The organism is Microbacterium yannicii PS01 (assembly GCF_000304335.1).
Classification (GTDB): Bacteria; Actinomycetota; Actinomycetes; order Actinomycetales; family Microbacteriaceae; genus Microbacterium; species Microbacterium yannicii_A.
In genome coordinates, this window is the sequence record NZ_CAJF01000011.1 from 1 (window position 1) to 25,281 (window position 25,281).

A 25,281-nucleotide genomic window follows, 5' to 3' on the forward strand; every position below is an offset into this window, starting at 1 on the left:
ATGGGGCCCTGGCGGCGGGCACGGGGGATTGCATGGCGCGGGCCACGCTCCCGGCGACGGCCCCGGGCACGGTCCCTCCGGCTGGGGTCGGGGGCGCGGCGGTCCGCCGTGGGCGGGGGCCGCGCGCATAGGCGGTCCGGCGCGCATGAGACTGCTCGAAGCGCTGGCCGCGGCATCCCACCCGCTCTCGGTCGGTGAGATCGCCGACGCCGTCGGCGTCGATCAACCGCGGGCCTCTCGGCTCGTGCAGCAGTCGGTCGAGCTCGACCTGGTGCGGCGCGAGGCCGATCCCGACGACGCGCGGCGCACGCGTGTGGCGCTGACGGATGCCGGGGCCCGCCTGGTGCGAGGCTTTCGCGGCGAGCGCCGTGAGGCGATCGATGCGGCTCTCGCGCCCTTCAGCGATGCCGAGCGCGCCGAGCTCGCGCGCCTGCTGACCAAGCTCGCCGACTCCTGGCCCCGGTGATCTCCAACGGAACACGAAGTGCTCCGGTCGGCGCGCGCAACCCCCTGGCCGGACGGGGCGTCGTGAGCAACCGTGGAGCCGTGACGCACGACGCCGTGGCACCAGATTCCTCTGCGCAGTCCGTGCCGTCGGACGCCAGCGCCCCCGACCCGGTCCGCACACGCTGGGGTGTCCAGTCGTGGGTGTTCTGGCCGGCAGCCGGCATCGTGCTCGTGTTCAGCGCCTTCGCCATCTTGGCGCCGAGAGCGGCGGAGTCGCTGTTCGACGCCATTCAAGGCTCGATCGTCGATGCCTTCAGCTGGTACTACGTGCTGATCGCGGCGATCTTCGTCGCGATCGCCGTCGTGTTCGGCTTCTCCCGGTGGGGAGACATCAAGCTCGGTCGCGACGAAGACAAGCCCGAGTTCTCGATCGGCGCCTGGTTCTCGCTCCTGTTCGCCGCCGGGATGGGCATCGGCCTGGTGTTCTACGGTGTGAGCGAGCCGCTCAGTCACTTCGTCTCACCCCGCCCCGGCGTGGTGGGCGAACCCCCGCAGCTCGCGCAGCAGGCGCTCACGCAGACATACCTGCACTGGGGGGTGACGGCGTGGTCGATCTACGTGATCGTCGGGCTCAGCCTCGCCTACGCCATCCATCGGCGCGGTCGCCCGATCTCGATCCGCTGGACGCTCGAACCCGTGCTCGGCCGCAAGCGTGTGGAGGGACCCTGGGGCCACGCCATCGACGTCGTCGCACTTGCCGGGACCGTCTTCGGCGTCGCCACCTCGCTCGGGCTGGGGGTGCTCCAGATCAGCGCCGGGCTGGAGTCCGCGGGGCTCGCCGAGCCCTCGGTCGGCCTTCAGGTGCTGATCATCGGAGTCATCACCGTCTGTGTGCTGGCCTCGGTGCTGTCGGGCGTCGCTCGCGGCATGAAGTGGCTCTCGTCCGCGAATCTCATGCTCGCGGGGCTCCTGCTCGTCTACATCCTCATCTTCGGCCAGACCGAATACCTTCTGCGCGAATGGGTGCAGTCCATCGGCGGCTACATCCAGAACTTCGTCGGTCTGTCGTTCACCGTCAGCGCGTTCCAGGGCGCCGAGGGCGAGGCCTGGCAGGCGGCCTGGACCTCGTTCTACTGGGGCTGGTGGATCTCGTGGGCGCCCTTCGTCGGGATCTTCATCGCTCGCGTCTCGCGCGGGCGCACCGTGCGCCAGTTCGTGCTCGGCGTCATCGGCGTGCCGACCATGCTCGGCATCCTGTGGTTCGCCGTCCTCGGCGGGTCGGCGCTGTACCTCGAGTTGACCGCGCCCGGGTCGATGACCACACCCGAGGGCACCGTCGACGTCGAGGGCGCGATCTTCCAGCTGCTCGACTACTTCCCCGGGTCGACGCCGCTGACGCTCGGGGTGATTCTGCTCATCGCGATCTTCTTCATCACCTCGTCCGACTCCGGGGCTCTGGTGATGGGCATGATCGCCACGGGCGGGAATCCGGAACCTGCGCGCTGGGTGCGCACGTTCTTCACTCTGGTCACCGCGGTGCTGGCGATCTCGCTGTTGCTCACCGGAGGCCTCACCGCGCTGCAGACCGCCGCGGTCACGATCGCCCTGCCGTTCAGCGTGGTGATGCTGCTGATCTGCTGGTCGACGATCGTGGCGTTCCAGCGCGAGCATCGCGCGTACGAGCACGCCCGCCGCGCAGCGTTCGTGGAGCGCATCGGCGACTACTACGGCCTCGAAGTCGAGGAGCCCGACCAGGAGGGCGTGCACTGGCCGCAGCTGCCGGCGTGGATGCGCCGGCGACGCTGAGCCGCGGCATCCGTCTCAGAAGCTCGTGACGAGGTCGCCGAGCACCGCCTCGAGCATCGAGGGATCGGTGGCGTCGTAGTAGTGCGCGCCGGTCGCGCTCGCGATCGACTGCAGCGTGGCGACGTCCGCGTCGGCGCCGTAGGCCAGCGTGAAGACGAGCACCGGTGTGGCGTGGTGAAGGTGGTGCAGACCCTCGAGCATCCGGTCCGCGCTGATCGTCGGGGCGTTCGGGGTGTCGTTCTCGCCGTCGCTGAGCACGACGACCGCGTTGATGCGATCGGCCGCCCAGCGGGAAGCCTGCTGGGCGGCGAAGGTGTCGACCGCCTCGTAGAGCGGGGTGTCGCCCATCGACGCGATGCCTCCGAGCGCGGCGATCAAGCCGTCGCGCGACGAGCCGATGTCGGCGACCGGTGACAGCAGGCCCGGCAGCAGCGCGCCGTCCGGTGCCTGCGCGAATGCGGCCAGCCCGACGTCGTCGCCGGTGGTGAAGTGGTCCAGAGCCGCTTCGATCGCCTTCTTCGCCTGCGTCAGCTTGGTGTCGCTCGGCGAGATCGACTCGTCCATCGAGCCCGACGCGTCCAGCAGGAACAGCACGTTCGCCCGCTTGCGCACGGCCGGGAACGCGTCCTGCACCGCCGCGACGACCTCCGCGGCGGGGAACGCGAGCACTCCGGCCTGACTCGTGGTCAGCCTGCCGACGCGCTCCACCTCGGGGTCGAGCTGACGATTGAGGTCGCGGTACCCCGAGGAGCGGACGCTCGCCTGACCCTGCACGGTGCGGGTGAAGCGGATGAAGTCGGCGGCGGCTTCGGACTCCACCGGGTCGATCCAGGCGCCGGTCAGCCGCATCGCCGGGTTGTCGGCCGCGTAGTAGCCGTCGGCCGGATAGATCGGCACCAGCAGCTCGGCCGGCGGCGCCTCCAGGCTGCGGGTGACGCCGTCGCGGCTGGTCACACCACGGTTGTAGTCCCACACCGACTTCTCGTCGACGATGACCGCCGAGAGGAAGTCGGCGGCGGTTCCGGATGCCTCGGCCTGGCGTGCATGCCAGAGGAAGTGCTCCGGGGTGGCCATGTAGTGGCTGGTCGCGAGCTCGTGGTCGTGGACGGCCGCCAGCACCTCGGGGTCGGCGACATCCTCCGCCGACAGACGGGTGATCGATCCGGCGGCGGTGCCGAACGAGGTGAACATGGCCGCCTCGCCCGAGGTCGCCACCAGCGGGCTGGTCTTGCCGAGCTTGAAGCTGCCCCACTCGGGATGGCCGAGTCCGCTCCACAGGTCGGGGTCGCCGGCGGCCTCGAAGATCTCTTCCCACGTCGGCGCCTGCTCGTCCCAGCCGACGGCCTCGGCGAGCGGCTCGGGCATCGCGAGCACGATGTCGGACGAGCCGACGCTCGTGCCCTCCGGTCGCAGTGCGGTGGCGCCCTGCGCCTGCGCGACGTCGACCCATGTCGACGAGTCGGGGAGCCACACGGTGGGCTTCTGATCGTCGGCGAGTGCGGAGAAGCCGGTCGCCACGACCGCCGCCGCGGCCCCCGACTTGTCTCTGCTCGACGTCACGACCACGCACGAGCCGGCGACGTTGCGCGGCTTGCCGTTGTACGCGGCGGCGAGATTCTCGACCATCTCGGCGTTCTCGTACGACGCCAGCACGCGCACGGTCGTGCAGGGTTCGGCGCCGGGGGAGGCGGCCGGCTCGTCCTGCGGCAGCTCGCGCAGCTCCGGCTGGGGCTCAGCAGTCGGCGCAGCGGCTGGCGCGACCTCGTCCTGCGCGGCCAGCGCTGAGACGATCATCGTCGAGACGGTGCCGATCGCGGTGACGAGGATCACGATGCTCACCACGCTCGCCCACACCGCGATCCGCCGGCGCCCGCGCCGGCGCCGAAGGCCCCGCTGCTCCCTCGCCGAGGCGCCGCGCCCGCTCACCGACGGCACCGCGACGACCGCTCCGGGCGACGACGGTTCGCGCATCGGTGAGCGGGGCGCACGGCGGGGTTTCCGCCGCGAGCGGAGTCGGGCATGACTGGACCTCAGGCCGGGGGGTACCTGAGCCGGATCGAGTTCCGGCGTTCGCCCGAAGCCTAACCCGTCGAGGCGTTGCCGCGCGAGGGTCGGTTCTCCGCCGCGAGGCCGTGTCCGGCATCCGGATGAGAATCGGCCCCCACCAGCTCTTTGCGAGACGGGTGCGGTCCTGCGTCGTGGTCAGGAGGACAGCTTCTCCTGCGTCGCGCGCACCGGCAGGAGGAGCAGCAGTCCCACGAGGAGGACGAGCACGATGCCGAGGATGCCGTAGTACGCCTCGCCCGAGACGCCGACGAACACGGCGAACATCGTGGGGGCGAGGAACGAGACGGCCCGACCGGTCGTCGCGTAGAGCCCGAAGACCTCGCCCTCCCGCCCCGCGGGGATGATGCGCGCGAGAAAGGTGCGCGATGCGGACTGTGCCGGGCCGACGAACAGGCACAGGGCCAGGCCCGCGGTCCAGAACACGATCTGGCCGCCGTCGTGCAGGAAGAAGACGAGCAGCCCCGAGATCACGAGCCCGATGAGCGCCGCAACGATCACCGGCTTCGCGCCGAGCCGGTCGTCGAGGGCGCCGACCGCGATGGTCGAGACGCCCGCGACGACGTTCGCCGCGATGGCGAAGATGATCACCTCGCCGGCCGAGAAGCCGAACACGGAGGCCGCGAGCACCCCGCCGAACGTGAAGACGCCCGCGAGACCGTCGCGGAAGACGGCGCTGGCGAGCAGGAACCACAGGGTCGGGCGGCTCTCGCGCCACAGGCGCGCGATGTCGCGGCCGAGGCGCGCATACGAGGCGAAGAACGAGACCTTCTCGCGTCTGGCGCCGGCTCCGCGGTACTCGGGCACGGTGAACAGCACCGGAAGCGCGAAGAGCCCGAACCACACCGCCGAGACGACCATCGCGAGTCGCACCGGCCAGCCGTCCTCGTCGGGCACACCGAACAGTCCCTGGATGAAGCCGAAGTACACGATGAGAAGCAGCACGATGCCGCCCACATACCCCATGCCCCAGCCGAAGCCGCTGACACGGCCGATGGAGCGGGGCGTCGACACCTGCGACAGCATCGCGTTGTAGTTGACGCCCGCGAACTCGAAGAACACGTTGCCCGCGGCGACCAGCAGCAGACCGAGCCACAGATAGCTCGGGTCGGGCACCACGAACACCATGGCGGCGGTCATCCCGACGACGATGTATGTGTTGACCGCGAGCCACAGCTTGCGGCGACCCGAGGTGTCGGACCGCTGGCCGGTGATGGGCGCGAGCACCGCGATCAGCAGCCCCGCGGCTGCGAGAGCCCAGCCGAGCTGTGCCTCGACCGTGCCGGCGGGTCCGAAGCTCGAGCTGGTCAGGTACACGGTGAAGACGAAGGTCGTGACGACGGCGTTGAACGCGGCGGAGCCCCAGTCCCACAATCCCCACGCCAGCACCGCGCGGCGGCTGGTGCGCTCGGGTCCCCTCGCGTGCGCGTCGGCAGCCACGGCGGCGGCAATCGCGTCGGTCGGCGTGACGCCGGAGAACTCGGGGGCGCCGGCGGGGGTGCGAGGCTCGGGCGGACTCATGTCGCTCACGGTATGACCCTTCGGTGAACGGCCGGTGGCGCCGGCAGCATGTGCCGCGTCATCGCGGCGCTCCGCCAGGCTACGGCACGTCGACGCGAGAGAGAGCGGATGCCGGGGCACAGGGCCGTGCCGAGGGTGGGCCGGCGCGCGATCGGCGCGAGCCGGCCCGCTCGGCAGGGACGACCCGCTCAGACGGCGACGGGCAGGGCGCTGCGTGCGGCGTCGTGGATGATGCCGGCGACGACCTCGGGCTGTGTCATGAAGACGGCGTGGCTCGCCGACACGGTCGCGATCTTCGCCCCGCTGCGGGTCGCCATGTGCTGCAGCATGGCCTGGTCGAACGACTTGTCCTCCGTCGCGATGACGGCCCAGCTGGGCTTGGTGCGCCATGCGGCGTTCGTCAGCGCCGTGCCGAACGCCGACATGTTGATCGGGATCTGCGTGTCTCGCAGGAAGGCGGCGTCCGCGTCGCTGGCGTCGTGGGCGAAGCCGGCCTTGAACGTCGCCCGGTTGAGGAACCCGAACCCGTCGTCGGTGACATCGATGACGAAATCCGGCGTCGGCGCGAAGCCCTCGTACTGCTGGGCCGTGGTCTCGCCCGCATCCGGCGCGAGTGCGGAGACGTAGACCAGGCCCGCGACGTGGGGGTGCGTGCCCGCTTCGGTGATGACGGTTCCACCCCACGAATGACCGACGAGGATCGTGGGGCCGTCCTGTGCGTCCAGGATCCGGGTGGTCGCCGCCACGTCGTCTTCGAGCGACGTCAGCGGATTCTGCACGATGGTGACGGCGTACCCGCGTGCCGTCAGGTTCTCGTAGACACCGCGCCACCCCGATCCATCAGCGAAGGCGCCGTGCACGAGCACGACGTTCTTGATCTGCGGGCTCGACGTCGTTGCGGATTCGGTGCTGCTCATGGTTCTGGTCCTTTCCGTTGCCGCTCCCGGCAGGAGCGAGGCTCGTGAAACTTCCAACGCTGGCGATACGCAATATATTGCATGCATCACGCGCAGACAAGGGTGATCGAGAACGCGCTGCGTGTGTGCAATATGTTGTATGCCGATTCCCCAGCAAAGCTCCGTCGTCGGTCGCGCTCTCTTGCGGGACGACGTCTATCGACGCCTCCGCGACGCGATCGTCGACGGGACGTTCACGCCCGGCGAGCAGCTGAAAGACGGCGAGCTCGCTGAGTGGCTGGGCGTGAGCCGCACGCCCGTTCGCGAAGCGCTGCTGCGTCTCGCAGTGAGCGGGCTGGTCGTGGCGCTGCCGGGTCGGTCCACGACCGTGAGCGCCATCGACGCTCCGATGGTGCGCGACGCGAGGGATGTCGTCGCCGCGATGCATGAACTGGCCGTCCGCGAAGTGGTCGGGAGGCTCAGCGCGCAGCACATCCGCGGCATGCGCGAGGCGAACCGCCGGTTCGCTGCGGCCCTGCGCTCAGGTGATGTCGAAGCCGCCCTGGCAGCGGACGAGGAGCTTCATGGCATTCCCGTCGCGGCGTCGGGCAATCAGGCGCTCGACGCGGTGCTGGAGCAGTTCGGCCCACTCGTGCGCCGCGCCGAGCGGGTGCGATTCGGCGGAGACGGCGGAGCATCGGTCGAACAGCACGACCGCCTCATCGATCTGCTGGAGGCGGGGGACGCCGACGGCGCGGCGTCGTTGGCATTCGATATCTGGCGCAGCCTGCCTGCGGATGCCGGGTCTGAGGAAGCGGCCGAAGAGGGGCGTCCGGCTTAGAACGGCGGCGCGCGCGGCGACGAACGCCGGCGGAGCATCGGCTCCCGTCGAGATCGGACTATCGATCCTGTTCGTCCGTGATGGCGCCGGTGGGCTCCGCCTCCTCGACGACGTGCTCGACGCCGAGTTCGTCGGCGACCGTGCGACCCCCGTCGACGGCCTCCTCGCGGCTGGCGTAGCTCCGCGAGAGATCGGGGCGTCCCTCGACCGACACCTCCCACTGTCCACGGTTCGAGCGGGTCACGACGGTGCGGGTGGTGTCGTCCATGGTTCTCCAGTCCTCGGGATCTCCATGGTGTGCACAGTGGGCACGTCCGCGCAGGGGCTTGACGAAGCGGCGCGGCCGGCGCACGCACCCGTCCGCCCGTCGACATCCCTCGGCGCACCCAGGGGCGGCGCCTCGGAGGGGCGCCCGCGGGGCCCGCTCCCAGCCGCGGCTGCAAGACTCCCGCCATGTCGCCTGCCGCCTCGTCACGTGCCGGTGCGCGTCGACCCGGCTCCGGAGGAAAGCGACGCCCACCACCCTCTCAGCACAACGCCCGACGCGCGCGGGCGAAAAACCGCCGCACGGGGGCGTCGCGCGCTCGGCATCTGCGCACGGCGACCATCACCGCCCTCGCGACCGTCGCCGTCATCGCCGTCGTCGGCGTCTTCGCGCTGGTGAGCGCGAGCGTCCGCGGCTTCGACGGGTGCCGGCTGGACGCGTTCGCCCCCGGCGAGGCCCCCGCAGCGACCAGCCGCTGGGACGCCGAGCAGCTCGCGCACGCGTCGGTCATCATGTCCGCCGGCCGCGATCTCGGTCTGTCGGTCCGTGATCAGGCCATCGGCGTCATGACCGCGATGGGCGAATCGTCGCTGCGGAACCTCGACTACGGCGACTGGGAGACCAGCGGCGTCACCAACCCGGACGGCAGCCGCACCACCTCGATCGGGCTCTTCCAGCAGCAGGACGGGTGGGGTGCGCGCGAGCAGCGGCTCGATCCCTACAGCGCGGCCACGCTGTTCTACCGCGCGATGACGCTCGCCGTGCCCGAGAGCGAACGGCACGCGACGGCGCCGACGCTCGTGGCGCACCGCACGCAGATCAACGCCGATCCGCAGCACTACGCGCGGTACTGGCCGCTGGCCGTCGACGTCGTCGAGCACCTCTCGAACGCCGACACGGGGTTGGACGTCACGACCGGCGTACAGGGATGCCGACAGGGTCCATCAACTTGAGCCGGGTCATATCAACTTTGATTTGACGGATCCGGGGCTCCGGCGTATCGTTGAGTCATCGCGGCTCAACCTTCTGGTCTGGGCCGCGAGAAGACTTCCCCACCGACCCCGGGCCGCGGCATCCGTCGTCGCCCACACGAAGGAGAGAACACATGGCACGTGCTGTTGGAATCGACCTCGGTACGACCAACTCGGTCGTCAGCGTCCTCGAGGGCGGCGAGCCCAAGGTCATCGCGAACGCCGAGGGCTTCCGGACGACCCCGTCCGTCGTCGCATTCACCAAGGACGGCGAGGTCCTCGTCGGCGAGACCGCCAAGCGGCAGGCCGTCACGAACGTCGACCGCACCGTCTCGTCGGTCAAGCGCCACATGGGCACCGACTGGGGCTTCGATGTCGACGGCAAGAAGTGGACGCCCCAGGAGATCTCGGCCCGCATTCTGCAGAAGCTGAAGCGCGACGCTGAGCAGTACCTCGGCGACACCGTGACGGATGCCGTCATCACGGTCCCCGCGTACTTCAACGACGCTGAGCGCCAGGCCACCAAGGAGGCCGGCGAGATCGCGGGCCTGAACGTCCTGCGCATCATCAACGAGCCCACCGCCGCCGCACTCGCGTACGGCCTCGACAAGGGCAAGGAGGACGAGCTCATCCTCGTCTTCGACCTCGGTGGCGGCACCTTCGACGTCTCCCTCCTCGAAGTGGGCAAGGACGATGACTTCTCGACCATCCAGGTGCGCTCCACCGCCGGTGACAACCGCCTCGGCGGCGACGACTGGGACCAGCGCCTCGTCGACTACTTCATCAAGCAGTTCAAGGACACCACCGGCGTCGACGTCTCGGGCGACAAGATCGCGCTGCAGCGCCTCAAGGAGGCCGCCGAGCAGGCGAAGAAGGAACTCTCGTCGTCGACCTCGACGAGCGTCAACCTGCCGTACCTGTCGCTGACGGACTCGGGCCCGGTGTCGCTTTCCGAGACCATCTCGCGCGCGAAGTTCGAGGACCTCACCAAGGACCTGCTCGACCGCACCAAGAAGCCCTTCGAGGACGTCATCCGCGAGGCCGGCATCAAGGTGTCCGACATCGACCACGTCGTCCTCGTCGGCGGCTCGACCCGCATGCCCGCCGTCTCCGAGCTGGTGAAGCAGGAGGCCGGCAAGGAGGCGAACAAGGGCGTCAACCCCGATGAGGTCGTCGCCGTGGGCGCCGCCCTTCAGGCCGGCGTCCTCAAGGGCGAGCGCAAGGACGTCCTTCTCATCGACGTGACCCCCCTGAGCCTCGGCATCGAGACCAAGGGCGGCATCATGACGAAGCTCATCGAGCGCAACACCGCCATCCCCACCAAGCGCAGCGAGACCTTCACGACCGCCGACGACAACCAGCCGTCGGTCGCGATCCAGGTCTTCCAGGGCGAGCGTGAGTTCACCCGCGACAACAAGCCGCTGGGCACCTTCGAGCTGACCGGCATCGCGCCGGCGCCGCGGGGCATCCCGCAGGTCGAGGTGACCTTCGACATCGACGCGAACGGCATCGTCCACGTGTCGGCGAAGGACAAGGGCACCGGCAAGGAGCAGTCGATGACCATCACGGGCGGCTCGTCGCTGCCCAAGGAGGACATCGAGCGCATGGTGCGCGAGGCCGAAGAGAACGCCGCCGATGACAAGAAGCGCCGCGAGGCCGCCGAGGTGCGCAACCAGGCCGAGACCCTGTCGTACTCGATCGAGAAGCTGATCAAGGAGAACGAGGACAAGCTTCCCGAGGACGTCAAGACCGAGGTCCAGGGCGATGTCGACGCGCTCAAGACGGCGCTCGCCGGCGACGACGACGAGGCTGTGAAGTCGGCGTTCGACAAGCTGAGCCAGAGCCAGGGCAAGCTGGGCGAGGCGATCTACGCATCGGGCCAGGCGTCGCAGGCGGCGCCGGACGCTTCGGCAGGCTCGGCGACCGGCTCTGACGGCGCGGGCGACCAGGGCGCGACGACCTCTGACGAGGACGTCGTCGACGCCGAGGTCGTCGAGGACGAGGACGAGAAGAAGTAACCATGGCTGACAAGGACTTCGAGAACACCGAGGTCCCCGGTGGCGAGGACCCGGAAGCGCAGGCTTCCGGGTCCGACCCGCAGGAGGGCCAGGGCAACGCCGAGGGCGAAGAGCTGACCGTGGACGACATCCTCGGCGCCTCTCAGAACGCCGACGCCGCGGCCGAGGACGCCGTCCTGGCCGACCTGGAGTCGCAGCTGCTCGACGATCTCAAGCGGCTGCAGGCGGAGTACGCCAACTACCGCCGCCGCACCGAGGAGCAGCGCGAGGTCGAGATCGAGCGCGCGAAGGGCGCCGTCGCCAAGGGGCTGCTCCCCGTGCTCGACGATCTGGACCGCGCCGAGAAGCACGGCGATCTGGAGGAGGGCACGCCCTTCGCCGCCATCGCCGTCAAGCTCCGCGGGGTGGCCGAGCGCATCGGCTTGATCACGTACGGGGCCGCGGGCGAGGTGTTCGACCCGCAGCAGCACGAGGCGATCTTCCAGGCACCGACCCCCGGGGCCACCGAGCCGACGATTCTCGAGGTCGTCGAGATCGGCTACCGTCTGGGCTCGGTCGAGCTGCGTCCGGCGAAGGTCGTCGTCGCCGTGCCGGCCGAGTAGCACCGGAGGAGATGCATGGCCAGCCAGGACTGGTTCGACAAGGACTTCTACTCGGTGCTCGGCGTCTCGAAGGACGTCTCGGACGCGGACCTGAAGAAGACGTATCGCAAGCTCGCCCGCACTTATCACCCTGATTCGAACCAGGGTGACCCCAAGGCGGAGGCGAAGTTCAAGGAGGTCAGCGAGGCGTACTCGGTTCTCTCCGATGCGGAGCAGCGCAAGGAGTACGACCAGATCCGTGCGATGGGCTCGGGCGCTCGCTTCACCGCGGCCGGGTCCGGCGGGGCCGGCGGATTCGAGGATGTCTTCAGCGCCTTCAACCAGGGCCGTGGGGGGCGCCCCCAGTCGGCCGAGGACTTCGAAGACATCTTCGCGATGTTCAACCAGCAGCCGGGCGGCAGCTTCGGCAGCGGCCGGTTCGGCCAGTCGACCGGCGGGTTCCGCGGCTACGGAGGTCCGACCCGCGGGGCTGATGTCACCGCTCGCACCACGATCGACTTCATCACCGCGACCAAGGGCGAGACCATCACCCTCCAGGGCGAGGACGGCAAGCCGTTCAAGGTGAAGATCCCGGCCGGGGTCGCCGACGGTCAGAAGATCCGGCTGCGCGGCCGCGGCCGCCCGTCGCCCGACGGCGGCGAGGCGGGCGATGTCGTGGTGCAGGTGGCCGTGCGGCCGCACCCGGTGTTTTCGCGCGACGGCCTCAACCTGCGGGTCACCGTGCCGGTCACGTTCACCGAGGCCGCCCTCGGCGCCACCATCGAGGTGCCCACGCTCGGGGGAGACCCGGTGAAGCTGCGCGTCGCGCCCGGCACGCCGTCGGGCCGCGTGCTGCGCGTCAAGGGACGCGGCGTCGAGACGCAGAAGGGCACCGGTGATCTCCTCGCCGAGGTGCAGGTGGCCGTGCCGTCGCACCTCGACGAGGCTGCGCGCGAGGCGCTGCAGCGGTTCCACGATCTCGAGCCCAAGGAGAACCCCCGCGCCGACCTGATGGCGAAGGCGCGGGGCTGACACTCCGCCCGTCGGAGCAGCGAAGCGGGACCCGAAGCGGTAGACCGGAAGCACAGCGGAGGAGGGGATGAGGATGGGCGAGCAGCACGAGATCGACGACGACGCCCCGATCTTCGCGATCGCCGTCGCCGCGGAGCTCTCCGGCATGCACCCGCAGACGCTCCGGCAGTACGACCGCCTCGGACTCGTCGTGCCCGCCCGCACGCAGGGCGGCTCGCGCCGCTACTCGCTGCGGCACGTGGCGCAGCTGCGCGAAGTCTCCCGCATGTCGGCCGAGGGCATCGGCCTTCCGGCGATCGCCCGCATCCTCGAGCTCGAAGACCGGGTCCGCGAGCTGCACGGCCGCGTGCGCGACCTCGAGGAGCGTGTGCGGGTCGAGCTGGAGCGCCGCCCCGGTGCACGGGTGTTCGCCGCCGGCTCCACGGGTGCCGTGGTGACACTGCGCCACGGCACGCGCGTGCGCCGCGCCACCGAGCTGGTCGTCTGGCGTCCGCGCCAGCCGATCGAGTCCCCCCAGCCGGAGCACGACGAAGAGCCCGACTGACGCGCATCACTAGCGGATGCCCCGCCGACGCGCGCATCATGAGGCCATGGCGACTCTCGACGACGTCCGCACCCTCGCCCTCGCCCTGCCCGGCGTCGAGGAGCGGGTCGACGGCCATCGCGGGGGCGCGACCTGGCGGACGACGGCCGCGGCGTTCGTGTGGCAGCGCGGACCGAGCGGACGCGACCTCGAGCAGCTCGCCGAGCTCGGCCGCGAGTGGCCGCCCGGCGAGATCGTCGGCGTGCGCACCGACGGCGAGCAGGTGAAGAACGCCCTGATCGAGACCTACCCGGACGTCTTCTTCACCATCCCGCACTTCGACGGCTTCCCCGCGGTGCTGCTGCGCCTCGACGCGATCCAGTCCGATCTCCTGCGCGAGGTGGTCATCGACGCGTGGCTGCTGAAGGCCCCCAAGCGCGTCGCGGCGGCGTGGCTCGCCGAGAATGGTTGAGTCCTCACACGGGCGCCCATAGGATCCAGCTGTGGCGGACTCGTCTTCTGCCGCGGCTTCGCTCACGCACGACCTCGATGCGCTGCTGCTGGATACCAAGCTCACGGCGCCTTCGCCGAGGGCCGGTCTGGTGAGTCGTGCACAGGCGATCGCCGACGCTCGGGAGAGCGGCCGCCGGGTCGTGGCGATCTCGGCTCCCGCCGGTTACGGCAAGTCGAGCCTTCTCGCCGAGTGGGCCGCCGCCGAGCGACGGCCGGTGGCCTGGGTCTCGCTGGACCAGTACGACGACGACCCGGTGGCGCTGCTCTCGCTCGTGTCGGCGGCCTACATCCGTGCGGTCGGCGGCGATGCTCGCCTCGCGAGCGAGCGGAGCAGTCACGGCCTCACCGCGCTGGGTCGTGCCGCTCCGCGGCTGGCTTCGGCGATGCGCAGCAGCCCCACTCCGTTCGTGCTCATGATCGACGACCTCCACGAGCTGCGGGCACCAGCGTGCCATGACGTCCTGACGGTGCTGGTGGGCGGCATCCCGGAGGGTTCGCAGCTGGTCGCGGCGAGTCGCCACGACCAGCCGCACGTGCCCTGGCTCCGCGCCTCCGACGACGTGAAGGAGCTGCACGCCGACGACCTCGCCCTGAACGCAGCCGGCGCCGTGCAGATCTTCGCCGAGGCGCATGTCGCACTGTCACCGGCGCTGGCCGAGGCGGTGGTCGGGCGCACCGAGGGCTGGCCCGTCGGGCTGCATCTGGCCGCACTGATCGCCAGGAACGGGGCGGATGCCGCGGCAGCCGTCTCGGGCGACGACCCGTACGTGACGGACTACCTCTATCGGGAGTCGCTGACTTCGCTTGGTGAGGAGACCCGGCGCTTCCTGCGTCGCACGGCGCTGTTGGACATGCTCTCTGCGGAGCTCTGCGACAGCCTCTTGCAGACGACGGAATCGCAGCGGATCCTTCAGGAGCTCGAGGCGTCCCACGCCTTCATCGTTCCCCTTGATCGCCGGCGCGGCTGGTACCGCTATCACGGGCTCTTCCGCGAGTTCCTCGAGGGTGAACTGAGACGGATCGAGCCGGAGAGCGTTGAGCAGCTGCACATCCGCGCGGCCGATTGGTACGAGGCGAACGCCTCGGCACCGACGGCGGCGGAGCACCTGTTGCGCACCACGCAGCGCGACCGCGCCACACGGCTCGTGACGATGCTCGCGCTGCCCACTTACGAGTCCGGGCACGTCGCCACCCTGCAGCGGTGGCTCCGCGACCTCGGTGACGCCGTGATCGCGGACTATCCGCCCCTGGCGGTCCTGGCGTGCTGGGTGGCGGGGCTCACCGGGCAGGAGCGCGACGCCGACCGGTGGGCGGCGGTCGTCGAGGACGCCGAGTTCGACGAGACCCCCGCGGACGGCAGCGCGTCCTTCGCCTCAGCGCGGGCGATGATGCGCGCCTTCCGGTGCCCGGCAGGTGCCGCCGAGTCACTGGCCGATGCGCAGTTCGCCCTCGCGCACGAGCCGTCGTGGAGTCCGTGGCGGGACCTGGCGCTCGCGGTCGCCGGCGAGGCGCTGCTCATCAACGGCGACGCCACGACGGCCGACGAGCGCTTCGCCGAGGCATCCGCCATCGCCACCGCCGCGGGAAATCACGAGATCCAGGCGGTCTCGGACGCGGAGCGGGCGCTGCTCGCGATGGGCCGCGGGGCGTGGGATGACGCGGCGGACCTGGTCGAGCGGGCGCGATCGACCGTGGAGGAGTTCCAGCTGCACGACTATGCGGCTGCGTCGGTCGCCTTTCCCGCCGCCGCGCGGCTCGCCCTGCACACGGGTGACCGCAAGCTCGCCGAGCGCGAGCTCGCCTGGGCCATGCGCGCCCGGGCTGTGTGCACAGCGGCCCTGCCCATCCTTGCGGTGCGTCTGCGCCTGCATACCGCGATGGCGTACGTCGCGGCCGGCGATCCGACCACGGCGCGTCATCTCATGCGCGAGATCGATGACATCGCCGTCCGCCGGCCCGACCTGGGGACGCTGCGAGAGGAGGTACGGCAGTTCGCTGAGACGCTCGACGCGAGCACCAGCGACGGATTCTCGGGGCCGCCCCTCACGCCTGCCGAGCTTCGGCTGCTGCCGTACCTGCAGACCCACCTGTCGTACCCCGAGATCGGCGCGCGCCTTTTCGTGTCACGCAACACCGTCAGCACGGAGGTGAGCGCCATCTATCGCAAGCTCGGCGTCTCGTCCCGCACCGAAGCCGTCGAGCGCGCGACCGCCATCGGTCTGCTCGGCGGCTGAGCTCACAGGTCGGTCGCCTCGAGGTCGTACCCCAGAGCGAGTGCGATCTGCGGCGCCGCGGCGACGACTCGAGGGGCTCCGACGACGAGACGTACGCCGACCAGGACGTCCACGATCTCGTCCGCTCCCGCGCCCGCGCTGATCGCGGCGTCCACATGCTCTCCGAACGAGGGATCCGGGCCCCCGACGGCGATCAGCGCCGACAGGCGGGCCAGTGCGACAGTCTTCGCGTCGAGGTGCGGAGAGTCGTCGGCCGTCCCGGCGTCGGCCAGCAGGGTGTCGCTGATGGCGAGTTGCCGGAGGCGGTCGCGGTACGTCGCAGTCACGGCATCCTCGTTCCGTTCGTCGTGCGTCGAGAGTATGCCGGGCGCAACGGGCAGACATCACCCGGTTCGCATGACGATTCCGGCGGCCGTGCGGAGTTGGGTGGAACCGCAGCCATTCGCGAGGAGATGCCATGAACCCTGACCGTCACGCGCGCACGATGCTTCCCGTCCCCGACCGCCCCCGGCCGGGGCTCACCACGTACGACGCGAAGGATCCGGCGACGTCATTTCCGCCGATCGAGCCGTTGCTGCCGCCGGAAGGTGCACCCAACGTGCTGATCGTCCTCCTGGACGACGTCGGATTCGGCGCGTCCAGCGCGTTCGGCGGGCCCTGCGCGACCCCGGTCGCGGAACGGCTCGCGGGGGAGGGCCTGCGGTTCAACCGCTTCCATACGACGGCGCTGTGCGCACCGACCCGCCAGGCACTGCTGACCGGCCGGAACCATCACTCCGTCGGCATGGGCAGCATCACCGAGACTGCGACGTCCGCGCCTGGTCAGAGCTCGCTCCGACCGAACACGAAGGCGCCGCTGGCGATGACGCTGAAGCTCAACGGCTACTCCACCGCGCAGTTCGGCAAGTGCCACGAAGTCCCCGTGTGGCAGACATCACCCATCGGTCCGTTCGACGCCTGGCCGTCCGCCGGCGGCGGGTTCGAGCACTTCTACGGCTTCATCGGAGGTGAGAACAACCAGTGGGATCCTGCTCTCTACGAGGGCACCACTCCCATCGAGCCGCCGGCCGGACCCGAGGACGGCTACCACCTGACAGAGGACCTCGCCGATCGGGCGATCGGCTGGATACATACCCAGAAGGCCCTCGCACCCGACCGGCCGTTCTTCGTCTACTTCGCACCGGGCGCCACTCACGCGCCGCATCATGTGCCGCTGGAGTGGGCCGACAAGTACAAGGGAGCTTTCGCCGAAGGCTGGGACGTGCAGCGCGAGCGGACCTTCGCGAAGCAGAAGGAGCTCGGCGTCATCCCGCAGGATGCCGAACTCACGCCACGGCATGACGAGATACCCGCCTGGGACGACATGCCCGACGAGCTCAAGCCGGTCCTCGAACGCGAGATGGAGGTGTACGCCGGGTTCCTCGAGCACACCGACTTCCATGTCGGTCGAGTGGTCGATGCGATCGAAGAGCTGGGCGCCCTCGAGAACACGATCGTCTACTACATCATCGGCGACAACGGCGCGTCCGCCGAGGGCACGCTCAACGGCGCCTTCAACGAGATGGCGAACTTCAACGGCATGGCCGCGCTGGAGACCCCTGAGTTCATGGTCTCCAAGATGTCCGAGTTCGGCACGCCGACCTCGTACAACCACTACGCCGTCGGATGGGCGTGGGCGATGGACACCCCGTTCCAGTGGACCAAGCAGGTCGCCTCGCACTGGGGCGGCACCCGGAACGGCACGATCGTGCACTGGCCGCAGGGCATCGCCGAGCCGGGTGGGCTGCGCTCGCAGTTCACGCACGTCATCGACGTGGCGCCGACGATCCTCGAGGCGGCCGGGCTGCCGGAGCCGGCCATGGTCAACGGCGTACAGCAGTCGCCGATGGAGGGTACGAGCATGCTCTACGCCTTCGCCGAGGCGGATGCCGCGGAGCGCCACGACCTGCAGTACTTCGAGATGTTCGGCAACCGGGGCATCTACCACCAAGGCTGGAGCGCCGTCACGAAGCACCGCACCCCGTGGGTCATGGTCGGAGGAACGATGCCGGCGTTCGACGACGACGTCTGGGAGCTGTACGACGGATCGTCGGATTTCAGCCAGGCTCGCGATCTCGCGGCCGAGGACCCCGAGCGGCTGCGGCAGCTCCAGCGTCTCTGGCTGATCGAAGCGGTGAAGTACAACGTCCTGCCGCTCGATGACCGCACGGCCGACCGCCTCAACGCGGACACGGCCGGCCGCCCGACGCTCATCCGCGGCACCTCGCAGATGCTCTATGCCGGCATGGGGCGGCTGTCGGAGAACAGCGTCGTGAGCATCAAGAACAAGTCCTTCGCCGTGACGGCGGAGGTCGACATCCCGGCCGGCGGTGCGAGCGGTGTGATCGTGGCGCAGGGCGGCCGTTTCGGCGGCTGGAGCCTCTACCTGCACGAGGGCAGAGCGAAGTTCGTCTACAACGTGCTCGGCATCCGTGAATTCGCGATCGAGTCCGACGTGGTCGTCCCCGAGGGCCGGCACCAGGTGCGGATGGAGTTCGCCTATGACGGCGGAGGACTGGCCAAGGGCGGCGACGTCACGCTGTACTACGACGGCGAGAGCGTCGGCTCGGGACGCGTCGAGGCGACGCAGGCGATGGTCTTCTCCGCCGACGAGACGACCGACGTGGGCTACGAGTCCGGAACGACGGTCAGCGCCGACTACAGCACCCACTCCGGGCGCTTCACCGGCACGATCGCCTGGGTGCGCATCGACACCGGCGAGGACGACCACGATCACTTCATCACTCCCGAAGAGCGGATGCGCGTCGCCATGGCGCGCCAGTGATCGGCAGCTGAAACGGCCCGCGGCGATCGCCGCGGGCCGTTCTGCCTGCTCCGGGCTGGTTCGCCGTCACTGCCTCGTCATCACGACCCGGAGCCGCTCCTCGGGAGTGATGAAGTGGTCGGCGTCGCCGGCGTCTTCGCCGAGATCGATCTGGACCCACGCGACGCGCCCGGTGAACTGACTGTCACGCGGCCCGTAGTCGTCGCTGACCGGCGTGGCGCTGTCGGCGCCGAGGTCGGTCGTCTCGTCGGCGGAGAACACCATCGGCTGGGTGCGCTCGATACGGCCACCACCGGCTGACTGGCCGTCGACGTAAAGCGAGACGGTGCCGCCCTTCGCGAGCCCCCCGCCGTCGTACGCGAACTCCATGCGCAGCTGGTGCTCTCCCGCCTCGACCGTCCGGTCGGCATAGATCTTCGTGAGCTCGATGCCGCACAGGTTGTAGCAGAACGCGGGCCTGCCCTCGTGGAGATACAGCGACCATCCGCCGAACGCGCCGCCTTGGGCGATGACGACGCCCGTCCCCGGCGATGCGGCGAGATCGACCTCCGCCGTCACGGCGAAGGACTTGTTCTTCACGTTCACGACGACGTTCTCGGTGAGTCGTCCCATTCCCGAGAACAGCAGCTGGCTGTTGCCCCGGATCAAGACGGGCCGGCCGGCGAGGTCGGGATTGAACCGTTCGATGCGGCGGTCATCGAGCGGGAACACGTTGTACTTCGCCGCCTCGATCACGAAGAGCTGCTGCAGACGGCGGAGTTGGTCCGGATGCCGTGTGGCGAGGTTGCGGGACTGCGTCCAGTCCTCGGGTCCGTAGAGCTCCCACGCGTCGTCGTCGAACGAGGGCAGCTCCTGATGGAACGCCCAGGGCGTGCTGTGCCGCGTCACTGCCGTCCAGCCCTTGTGATAAATGCCGCGGTTTCCCATGATCTCGAAGTACTGCGTCTCGTGGCGGTCGGGGGCGTCGACGTCGTCGAAGCTGTAGGTCATGCTCACGCCTTCGAGTGGCCGCTGCTGAACGCCGTGGACCGCCGTCGGCTCTGGCAGCCCCGCGACGTCGAGGACGGTCGCCGCGACATCGATCACGTGGTGGAACTGATGCCGCATCTCACCCTTCGAGGCGATGCCGCCGGGCCACGACACGATCGTGCCGTTGCGCGTGCCACCCCAGTGGGAGGCGACCTGCTTCGTCCACTGGTATGGGGTGTCCATGGCATGCGCCCATCCGACGGCGTAGTGGTTGTACGCCGCCGGCGTGCCGAACTTGTCGATCCTCTCGGCGAGGAAATCGATCGTCTCCATGTCGGCGAGGCCGTTCAGGCTCAACAGCTCGTTGAAAGTGCCGTTGATGGTGCCCTCGGCCGACGCGCCGTTGTCGCCGATGATCACCATGACCAGCGTGTCATCGAGCGCGTCGAGCGCGTCGAGTGCGTCGATCACGCGTCCGATGTGGTGGTCCACGTGCGACAGGTAGCCGGCATACACCTCCATCTGGCGAGCCAGAATCGCGTGGAGACCGTCGGGCATGTCGTCCCAGGAGGGGATCTCTTCCGGACGCGTGGTGAGCTCGGCATCCGGCGGGATGACACCCAGTTCCCGTTGGCGAACGACGATCTCTTCTCGCAGGACATCCCAGCCGTCGTCGAATCGCCCGCGGTATCGATCCGACCACTCCGTAGGGCAATGGTGCGGGGCGTGCGTCGCGCCCGGTGCGAGGTAGATGAAGAAGGGCTTGTCGGGCATGAGCGCTCTCTGCTGCTGGATCCACCCGATCGCGTGGTCGGCCAGGTCCTCGGTGAGGTGGTAGCCCTCATCGGCGGTGAGATCCGGCTCGACGGGAACCGTGTCGCGGTACAGGGCGGGCGCGTACTGATTCGTCTCGGCCCCGATGAAGCCGTAGAAGTGCTCGAACCCGGCGCCGGTCGGCCAGGCGTCGAACGGCCCCATCGGACTCGACTGCCAGACCGGCACCTCGTGGCACTTGCCGAACTGCGCGGTGGAGTAGCCGTTCAGCCGCAGCACGTCGGCCAGCGGCGCGCACGAGTTGGGACGCAGAGAGGAATAGCCCGGCGCGGAGGTGGCCAGCTCGGTGAGGGAGCCCATGCCCACGGAATGATGGTTGCGACCGGTCAGCAGCGCCTGGCGAGTGGGGGCGCAGAGCGCGGTCGTATGAAATCGCGTGTACTTCAGGCCCGCTGACGCGAGGCGGTCGAACGTCGGCGTCGCGATCGGCCCGCCGAACGAGCTCGACGCCCCGAATCCCACGTCGTCGAGAAGCACCACGAGCACGTTCGGCGCCCCCGCCGGCGGGCGCAGCGGCACGATCGGTGCGAAGAAGGTGTCGGGATCCTTCGCATCGAACGTCGTGAGTCCGGGAACGGCGCGGTCCGGGATCGGGAGGTTCTCGCGGCCCAACGCCGCCATGGAATCGGTCATGCGCTGAGCATCCCCCTCCCCGAGGCGTCGGTCATCACCATGACCGCGTGATCATCCTCAGGGGTGCCGCACCACCCTGGGATCCCGTCGAAGCCGGACGGGATTCCAGGGATGTCGAAGAGGCGACGTCTAGGCCGCGAGCGCCTTCGCCTTCAGCGACTCGAACTCGGCCGGGGTGATGGCGCCGGTGTCGAGCAGCGACTTCGCCTTGGCGATGTCGTCGACGCCGCTGGTGGTGGTGCCGGCGGTCTGCCGGATGTAGTCGTCCTGCGCTTCCCGCATGGCGCGTGCACTGGCAGCGGACCGCTGCGACATCCCCCGGCCGCGGGCGATGAGATAGACGAGGGCGGTCAGAATCGGCACGAAGATCAGGAAGATGATCCACACCGCCTTCAGCCAGCCGTTCAGCTCGGAGTCGCGGAAGATGTCGCCGATGATCGAGAAGAGCACCATCAGGTATGCGATGAAGACGTAGATCCAGAAGAACCACGCCAGCCAAGACCACAGGTCCATGTCGTTCCCATTCGTTCGGGGCTGGGCTCGAGCGCCCGCCGTCGTTGGTCACGCTATGGTTCCCGAGCGTCGACCGCGTCACCCGAGTCGTGTGAGATCCCCGGCCGGCATGTGGTGAACAATCGCCCGGATCGCATGACGCGCCCGCGCGCGCGTCCGCCCTACCGTGGACCATGACCGGAATCCCGCCCGTCCACAGCGAACCCGTCCCCGAGCCGGTCGACGATCCGCCCGGCCCGCGTCAGCGACGGCTCGGCGTCCACGCGCTCGTGGAGCACCCCCTTGTGGGCGCCTTCGCCGCGACCCTCGGTGTGCTCGGCGCCCTCGTCATCGGCTCGGCCGTCGCCTCCATCGCCGCGATCATCGCCTACATCGTGCTCGCCCTCTTCATCGCGCTGGGGCTCGATCCGGTGGTGCGCGCGCTCGAGCGCCGGGGTATGAAGCGGGGCGCCGGGATCGGGATCGTGTTCGGCTGCTTCGCGGTGATCGTCCTTGCCTTCGCGGTGTTCGTCCTTCCCCCGGTTATCGCGCAGATCGGAGCCTTCATCGCGACCATCCCCACGGCGATGATCGACATCCAGCAATCAGACTGGTTTTTGGATCTGCCCGCCGACACCCAGGTGGCGCTCGGGGCGGGCCTGGATCAGGCCGCCCGGACGCTGAGCCAACCAGAGACGATCGCTGCCATCGGCGGCGGCGCGCTCGCCGTGGCGGTGGGTGTCGCCGGTGCGATCACGGCAGGTTTCATCATCGTCGCGCTGACGCTGTATTTCCTCGCATCGCTCACGGCCATGAAGGGGGCGCTCTACGCGCTCGCCCCCGCCCGCAACCGTCCGCGGCTGTCGGCGCTCACCGAGCGGGTCACGGCGTCGGTGGGCAGCTCTCTCATCGGGTCTGTGACCCTCTCGGCGCTCAACGCCGCGGTCGTGTTCGTCCTTCACCTCGTGATCGGGCTGCCGTTCCCCGCGCTCATGGCGGTGATCGCCTTCGTCGTGACGCTCATCCCCCTGTTCGGCTCGGTGATCTTCCTGGTCGTCGGGAGCATCGTGGCGCTGTTCTCGAGCCCGCCGCAGGCCTTGGCCTTCGCCCTGGCGTACCTCGTCTACATCCAGATCGAGTCGTACGTCGTGAGCCCGAGGGTCATGAACCGCGCCGTCGCGATCCCCGCTGCCCTCGTGCTCATCGGAGCGCTCGCGGGCGGGACGCTGATGGGAGTGCTCGGTGTCCTCGTCGCACTGCCGGTGGTGGCATCCCTGCTGCTGATCCTGCGCGAGGTGGTCGTCCCCCGGCAGGACCTCAAGGTCTGACGTCCGTCAGGCGAGCGGGTCGAGCCCGCGATGCCGGCGGAACTGCGCCCAGTCCGCCCGCGAGACATCCGCGTACGCGTATGCCCACTCGAGGATCGCCTCGCCCGCGACGCGACCGCCGCCGAGGTAGCCGACGACGGTCGACGACAGCGGTGACTGACCGTGTGCGCGGGCGAGTGTGGCCGCGCAGGCGTCGGCGTACCAGCGGAAGGCGGGGTCCTCGAGTGTGTCCATGTCGAACCCGCCCTTCTTGTCGTGGAACTGCCGCACGTAGAAGGAGCGGGGCGGCCCGCCCTCGACAGGCGTTCCGCGCACGTGGCCGAGGAACGGGTCCGAGACGGCCTGAAGGATCCGCTGCATCGCGACGACCCGGTCGCCGTCGCCGTTCTGCTCGATGTAGCGCCCCACCGAGGGGGGCTGCTCGGCGTTGCCGTGCTCGATCAGGACGCTGGCGCCTGCCTCTTTCGCCTGCATCAGCAGCACGTTCCCGTCGCCGTCTTGCAAGGCGATGAGATAACACCGCGTGCCGACGCTGCCCACGCCGACGACCCGGCGCACGACGTCCGAGATGACATAGTTCTGCATCAGCACACGGATGTCGATCTTCGCCGAGAAGACGTAGTCCCGAAAGACCTCGTCCACGCGTCGGACGATCGCGGGGTCGGCGTGCGTCATCGTCGGCGGCTGCTCGACGAAGCCGACGCGACCATCGGCCCCCCGCAGCGTGAGTTTGCGCACCGCGCGTGCGGTGGTGCGCTTCTCGGCATCCTTGATCGCCTTGCGCAACGCCTCACGCGACTCCGAATCGTCGGACCGCGCGGCGGCCTCGGCGTCGAAGTGCTCGAAGTACCGTTCCAACGGCGACCGCTGCGCGCCGTTCTCGAGCGCCCGCGCGTACGTGCGCACGGCGCCGAGCGCCGCATCCCGCACGACGCCCTCATCGCGGGATGTCGACTGCCCCGCGATGACGATGCTCGTGACGAGTCGCTTGAGATCCCACTCCCACGGCGCCCACGCGGCTTCGTCGAAGTCGTTGAGGTCGAAGACGAGGGTCCGCTGCGGGGATGCGTAGAGGCCGAAGTTCGAGACGTGCGCATCGCCGCACGACCCGACCGATAGCCCCGTGCTCGGCGAGCGCCCGAGGTCGGACGCCATGATCGCCGCCGTACCGCGGTAGAACGCGAACGCGCTCGCCGCCATGCGCTCGGTGCGGAGCGGGACGAGCTCGGCGACCCGATGCTCGTCCTGGGCGTCGAGGATCGCCATCGGATCGCGCCCGTCGGTGACAAGCGCGGCGAGCGACTCGCGGGGGACCCGCTCCCGCTCGGCCTGACCGCGGGCACGCTGCTCGGTGCGCGAGGGCGGCGGCGCCCAGTCCTGCTGCGAAGTCACCTCGGTCGTGGACATGCGCTCAGTGTGGCACCGAACCACTGCCGGATCTTCGCCTTGTTCGGGTGAGATCTCAGCGCGGACAGCGGATGCCGCGGCCCGGCCGCGGCCGGTAGGTTCAGGCTGTGACCTCGATCGTCCAAGCCCGGAAGGCGACACCTGTGATCAACACTCTGCTCTCCTGGCGCGACACCGGCACGCGTGCCGCGATCCTCGACTTCGTCTCGGCCGTCACAGACGAGACGTCGCCCGATTTCGTTTCGCACGAGGGTCGGATCGCCGTTTTCGACAACGACGGGACGCTGTGGACCGAGAAGCCGATGCCGACGCAGCTGCACTATCTGCTCGAGCAGTGGAAGCTGGCTGCGGCCGCCGACCCGTCGCTCGCGGAGCGTCAGCCGTACCGCGCGGCGGTCGACGGCGACTACGCGTGGCTCGGAGCCGCCATCGACAAGCACTACGCCGGCGACGACTCCGATCTCGGGCTGCTGATCGGCGCGGTGGCGGCGTCGTCCGCGGGCGCGAGCGTAGAGGAGTACGAGGCATCCGTCGCCGCCTTCTATCGCGAGGCGCGCCACCTGACGCTCGGCAGCTCGTACGCGCACACCGTCTATCAGCCCATGGTCGAGCTGATCCGGCTGCTCGACGCCCACGACTTCCGCACCTATATCGTCTCGGGGGGCGAGCGCGACTTCATGCGCCCGATGACGGTGGACTACTACGGCATCCCGGTGCAGCGCGTCATCGGGACCGGGATGTCGCTCGAGTACGACGCCGAGGCGAACGTGGTGCGCTACGGCAAGGCCCTGTCGTTCTTCGACGACGGCCCCGAGAAACCGGTCCGGATCTGGATGCGTACGGGCCGGCGCCCGATCCTCGCGGCCGGGAACTCGAACGGCGACATCCCGATGCTGCGCTTCGCGCAGGGGAGCCCGCGCAGCCTGAGCCTGCTGGTGCACCACGACGACGACACCGGCCGCGGGGACGCGCCCTACGACAAGGGAGCCGAGAAGGCACTCGAGGTCGCGCCCGCACACGGATTCACGGTCGTGAGCGTGCGGGACGACTGGTCGCAGGTCTTCCCCACGTCGGACTGATGT

At 69.5% G+C, this 25,281-nt stretch carries 21 protein-coding genes; 13 read left to right on the forward strand and 8 right to left on the reverse strand.

The window, feature by feature from the left end:
- The first annotated feature begins 145 nt into the window (after nucleotides 1-145).
- Both WYM_RS08010 and WYM_RS08015 read left to right on the forward strand, forming a co-directional pair.
- A complete protein-coding gene (locus tag WYM_RS08010) occupies nucleotides 146-466 on the forward strand; it encodes a MarR family winged helix-turn-helix transcriptional regulator (RefSeq protein WP_019180310.1) in 321 nt (106 codons plus the stop codon).
- Between the two features lie 80 nt (nucleotides 467-546).
- A complete protein-coding gene (locus WYM_RS08015; protein WP_019180311.1) occupies nucleotides 547-2,253 on the forward strand; it encodes a BCCT family transporter in 1,707 nt (568 codons plus the stop codon).
- Between the two features lie 15 nt (nucleotides 2,254-2,268).
- On the opposite strand, the gene WYM_RS08020 is transcribed toward WYM_RS08015, so the two are convergent.
- The 3 genes from WYM_RS08020 to WYM_RS08030 form a co-directional block, all read right to left on the reverse strand.
- Nucleotides 2,269-4,224 (reverse strand): vWA domain-containing protein, encoded by a 1,956-nt coding sequence (locus WYM_RS08020; RefSeq protein ID WP_019180312.1) that lies wholly within the window; start codon nucleotides 4,222-4,224, stop codon nucleotides 2,269-2,271.
- Between the two features lie 231 nt (nucleotides 4,225-4,455).
- Entirely contained in the window at nucleotides 4,456-5,838 is a 1,383-nt protein-coding gene (locus WYM_RS08025; RefSeq protein ID WP_083866184.1) for an MFS transporter, read from the reverse strand.
- A gap of 188 nt (nucleotides 5,839-6,026) precedes the next feature.
- Nucleotides 6,027-6,755, reverse strand: a complete 729-nt coding sequence (locus WYM_RS08030) for an alpha/beta fold hydrolase (RefSeq protein WP_019180314.1) — start codon at nucleotides 6,753-6,755, stop codon at nucleotides 6,027-6,029.
- A 139-nt stretch (nucleotides 6,756-6,894) separates the two neighbouring features.
- Between WYM_RS08030 and WYM_RS08035 the strand changes: the two genes are divergently transcribed.
- Complete coding sequence (locus WYM_RS08035) at nucleotides 6,895-7,575, forward strand: GntR family transcriptional regulator (RefSeq protein WP_019180315.1); 681 nt, start codon at nucleotides 6,895-6,897, stop codon at nucleotides 7,573-7,575.
- 58 nt (nucleotides 7,576-7,633) lie between these two features.
- Here the strand turns inward: WYM_RS08035 and WYM_RS08040 are convergent, their stop codons facing one another.
- Nucleotides 7,634-7,843, reverse strand: a complete 210-nt coding sequence (locus WYM_RS08040; RefSeq protein ID WP_019180316.1) for a DUF2188 domain-containing protein — start codon at nucleotides 7,841-7,843, stop codon at nucleotides 7,634-7,636.
- Between the two features lie 185 nt (nucleotides 7,844-8,028).
- Here WYM_RS08040 and WYM_RS19690 point away from each other — a divergent pair, with 185 nt between their 5' ends.
- From WYM_RS19690 to WYM_RS08075, 7 genes are all read left to right on the forward strand, one after another.
- Complete coding sequence (locus tag WYM_RS19690; protein WP_019180317.1) at nucleotides 8,029-8,793, forward strand: hypothetical protein; 765 nt, start codon at nucleotides 8,029-8,031, stop codon at nucleotides 8,791-8,793.
- A gap of 152 nt (nucleotides 8,794-8,945) precedes the next feature.
- Nucleotides 8,946-10,829 (forward strand): molecular chaperone DnaK, encoded by a 1,884-nt coding sequence (gene dnaK / locus WYM_RS08050; protein WP_019180318.1) that lies wholly within the window; start codon nucleotides 8,946-8,948, stop codon nucleotides 10,827-10,829.
- A gap of 2 nt (nucleotides 10,830-10,831) precedes the next feature.
- Nucleotides 10,832-11,431, forward strand: coding sequence for a nucleotide exchange factor GrpE (locus WYM_RS08055; protein ID WP_019180319.1), 600 nt, complete (start codon nucleotides 10,832-10,834; stop codon nucleotides 11,429-11,431).
- Between the two features lie 15 nt (nucleotides 11,432-11,446).
- Nucleotides 11,447-12,442, forward strand: coding sequence for a DnaJ C-terminal domain-containing protein (locus tag WYM_RS08060; RefSeq protein WP_019180320.1), 996 nt, complete (start codon nucleotides 11,447-11,449; stop codon nucleotides 12,440-12,442).
- A 73-nt stretch (nucleotides 12,443-12,515) separates the two neighbouring features.
- Nucleotides 12,516-12,986, forward strand: a complete 471-nt coding sequence (locus WYM_RS08065; RefSeq protein WP_019180321.1) for a heat shock protein transcriptional repressor HspR — start codon at nucleotides 12,516-12,518, stop codon at nucleotides 12,984-12,986.
- 46 nt (nucleotides 12,987-13,032) lie between these two features.
- Nucleotides 13,033-13,437, forward strand: coding sequence for an MmcQ/YjbR family DNA-binding protein (locus tag WYM_RS08070; protein WP_019180322.1), 405 nt, complete (start codon nucleotides 13,033-13,035; stop codon nucleotides 13,435-13,437).
- A 31-nt stretch (nucleotides 13,438-13,468) separates the two neighbouring features.
- Nucleotides 13,469-15,712 carry a LuxR family transcriptional regulator gene (locus WYM_RS08075; RefSeq protein ID WP_019180323.1) on the forward strand — a complete coding sequence of 748 codons (2,244 nt, stop codon included), beginning with the start codon at nucleotides 13,469-13,471 and terminating at the stop codon, nucleotides 15,710-15,712.
- Nucleotides 15,713-15,714: 2 nt separating this feature from the next.
- On the opposite strand, the gene WYM_RS08080 is transcribed toward WYM_RS08075, so the two are convergent.
- Nucleotides 15,715-16,038 (reverse strand): carboxymuconolactone decarboxylase family protein, encoded by a 324-nt coding sequence (locus tag WYM_RS08080; protein ID WP_019180324.1) that lies wholly within the window; start codon nucleotides 16,036-16,038, stop codon nucleotides 15,715-15,717.
- A 131-nt stretch (nucleotides 16,039-16,169) separates the two neighbouring features.
- On the opposite strand from WYM_RS08080, the gene WYM_RS08085 reads away from it, so the two are divergent.
- Nucleotides 16,170-18,536 (forward strand): arylsulfatase, encoded by a 2,367-nt coding sequence (locus WYM_RS08085; RefSeq protein ID WP_019180325.1) that lies wholly within the window; start codon nucleotides 16,170-16,172, stop codon nucleotides 18,534-18,536.
- A 66-nt stretch (nucleotides 18,537-18,602) separates the two neighbouring features.
- On the opposite strand, the gene WYM_RS08090 is transcribed toward WYM_RS08085, so the two are convergent.
- Both WYM_RS08090 and WYM_RS08095 read right to left on the reverse strand, forming a co-directional pair.
- On the reverse strand, nucleotides 18,603-20,972 hold the full coding sequence (locus WYM_RS08090) for an arylsulfatase (protein WP_026059665.1): 2,370 nt from the start codon (nucleotides 20,970-20,972) through the stop codon (nucleotides 18,603-18,605).
- A 129-nt stretch (nucleotides 20,973-21,101) separates the two neighbouring features.
- A complete protein-coding gene (locus WYM_RS08095) occupies nucleotides 21,102-21,485 on the reverse strand; it encodes an SHOCT domain-containing protein (RefSeq protein ID WP_019180327.1) in 384 nt (127 codons plus the stop codon).
- Nucleotides 21,486-21,658: 173 nt separating this feature from the next.
- Here WYM_RS08095 and WYM_RS08100 point away from each other — a divergent pair, with 173 nt between their 5' ends.
- Nucleotides 21,659-22,792, forward strand: a complete 1,134-nt coding sequence (locus WYM_RS08100; protein ID WP_019180328.1) for an AI-2E family transporter — start codon at nucleotides 21,659-21,661, stop codon at nucleotides 22,790-22,792.
- A gap of 6 nt (nucleotides 22,793-22,798) precedes the next feature.
- On the opposite strand, the gene WYM_RS19695 is transcribed toward WYM_RS08100, so the two are convergent.
- A complete protein-coding gene (locus WYM_RS19695) occupies nucleotides 22,799-24,199 on the reverse strand; it encodes a DUF2252 domain-containing protein (RefSeq protein WP_019180329.1) in 1,401 nt (466 codons plus the stop codon).
- Between the two features lie 143 nt (nucleotides 24,200-24,342).
- Between WYM_RS19695 and WYM_RS08110 the strand changes: the two genes are divergently transcribed.
- Nucleotides 24,343-25,278, forward strand: coding sequence for an HAD family hydrolase (locus tag WYM_RS08110; RefSeq protein WP_026059666.1), 936 nt, complete (start codon nucleotides 24,343-24,345; stop codon nucleotides 25,276-25,278).
- Nucleotides 25,279-25,281 lie beyond the last annotated feature (3 nt).

Coding starts and splice junctions, on each gene's coding strand:
- WYM_RS08010 (WP_019180310.1), top strand. CDS start 146: ATGAGACTGCTCGAAGCGCTGGCCGCGGCATCCCACCCGCTCTCGGTC.
- WYM_RS08020 (WP_019180312.1), bottom strand. CDS start 4,224: ATGCGCGAACCGTCGTCGCCCGGAGCGGTCGTCGCGGTGCCGTCGGTG.
- WYM_RS08025 (WP_083866184.1), bottom strand. CDS start 5,838: ATGAGTCCGCCCGAGCCTCGCACCCCCGCCGGCGCCCCCGAGTTCTCC.
- WYM_RS08030 (WP_019180314.1), bottom strand. CDS start 6,755: ATGAGCAGCACCGAATCCGCAACGACGTCGAGCCCGCAGATCAAGAAC.
- WYM_RS08035 (WP_019180315.1), top strand. CDS start 6,895: ATGCCGATTCCCCAGCAAAGCTCCGTCGTCGGTCGCGCTCTCTTGCGG.
- WYM_RS08040 (WP_019180316.1), bottom strand. CDS start 7,843: ATGGACGACACCACCCGCACCGTCGTGACCCGCTCGAACCGTGGACAG.
- WYM_RS19690 (WP_019180317.1), top strand. CDS start 8,029: ATGTCGCCTGCCGCCTCGTCACGTGCCGGTGCGCGTCGACCCGGCTCC.
- dnaK (WP_019180318.1), top strand. CDS start 8,946: ATGGCACGTGCTGTTGGAATCGACCTCGGTACGACCAACTCGGTCGTC.
- WYM_RS08055 (WP_019180319.1), top strand. CDS start 10,832: ATGGCTGACAAGGACTTCGAGAACACCGAGGTCCCCGGTGGCGAGGAC.
- WYM_RS08060 (WP_019180320.1), top strand. CDS start 11,447: ATGGCCAGCCAGGACTGGTTCGACAAGGACTTCTACTCGGTGCTCGGC.
- WYM_RS08065 (WP_019180321.1), top strand. CDS start 12,516: ATGGGCGAGCAGCACGAGATCGACGACGACGCCCCGATCTTCGCGATC.
- WYM_RS08070 (WP_019180322.1), top strand. CDS start 13,033: ATGGCGACTCTCGACGACGTCCGCACCCTCGCCCTCGCCCTGCCCGGC.
- WYM_RS08085 (WP_019180325.1), top strand. CDS start 16,170: ATGAACCCTGACCGTCACGCGCGCACGATGCTTCCCGTCCCCGACCGC.
- WYM_RS08090 (WP_026059665.1), bottom strand. CDS start 20,972: ATGACCGATTCCATGGCGGCGTTGGGCCGCGAGAACCTCCCGATCCCG.
- WYM_RS08095 (WP_019180327.1), bottom strand. CDS start 21,485: ATGGACCTGTGGTCTTGGCTGGCGTGGTTCTTCTGGATCTACGTCTTC.
- WYM_RS08100 (WP_019180328.1), top strand. CDS start 21,659: ATGACCGGAATCCCGCCCGTCCACAGCGAACCCGTCCCCGAGCCGGTC.
- WYM_RS19695 (WP_019180329.1), bottom strand. CDS start 24,199: ATGTCCACGACCGAGGTGACTTCGCAGCAGGACTGGGCGCCGCCGCCC.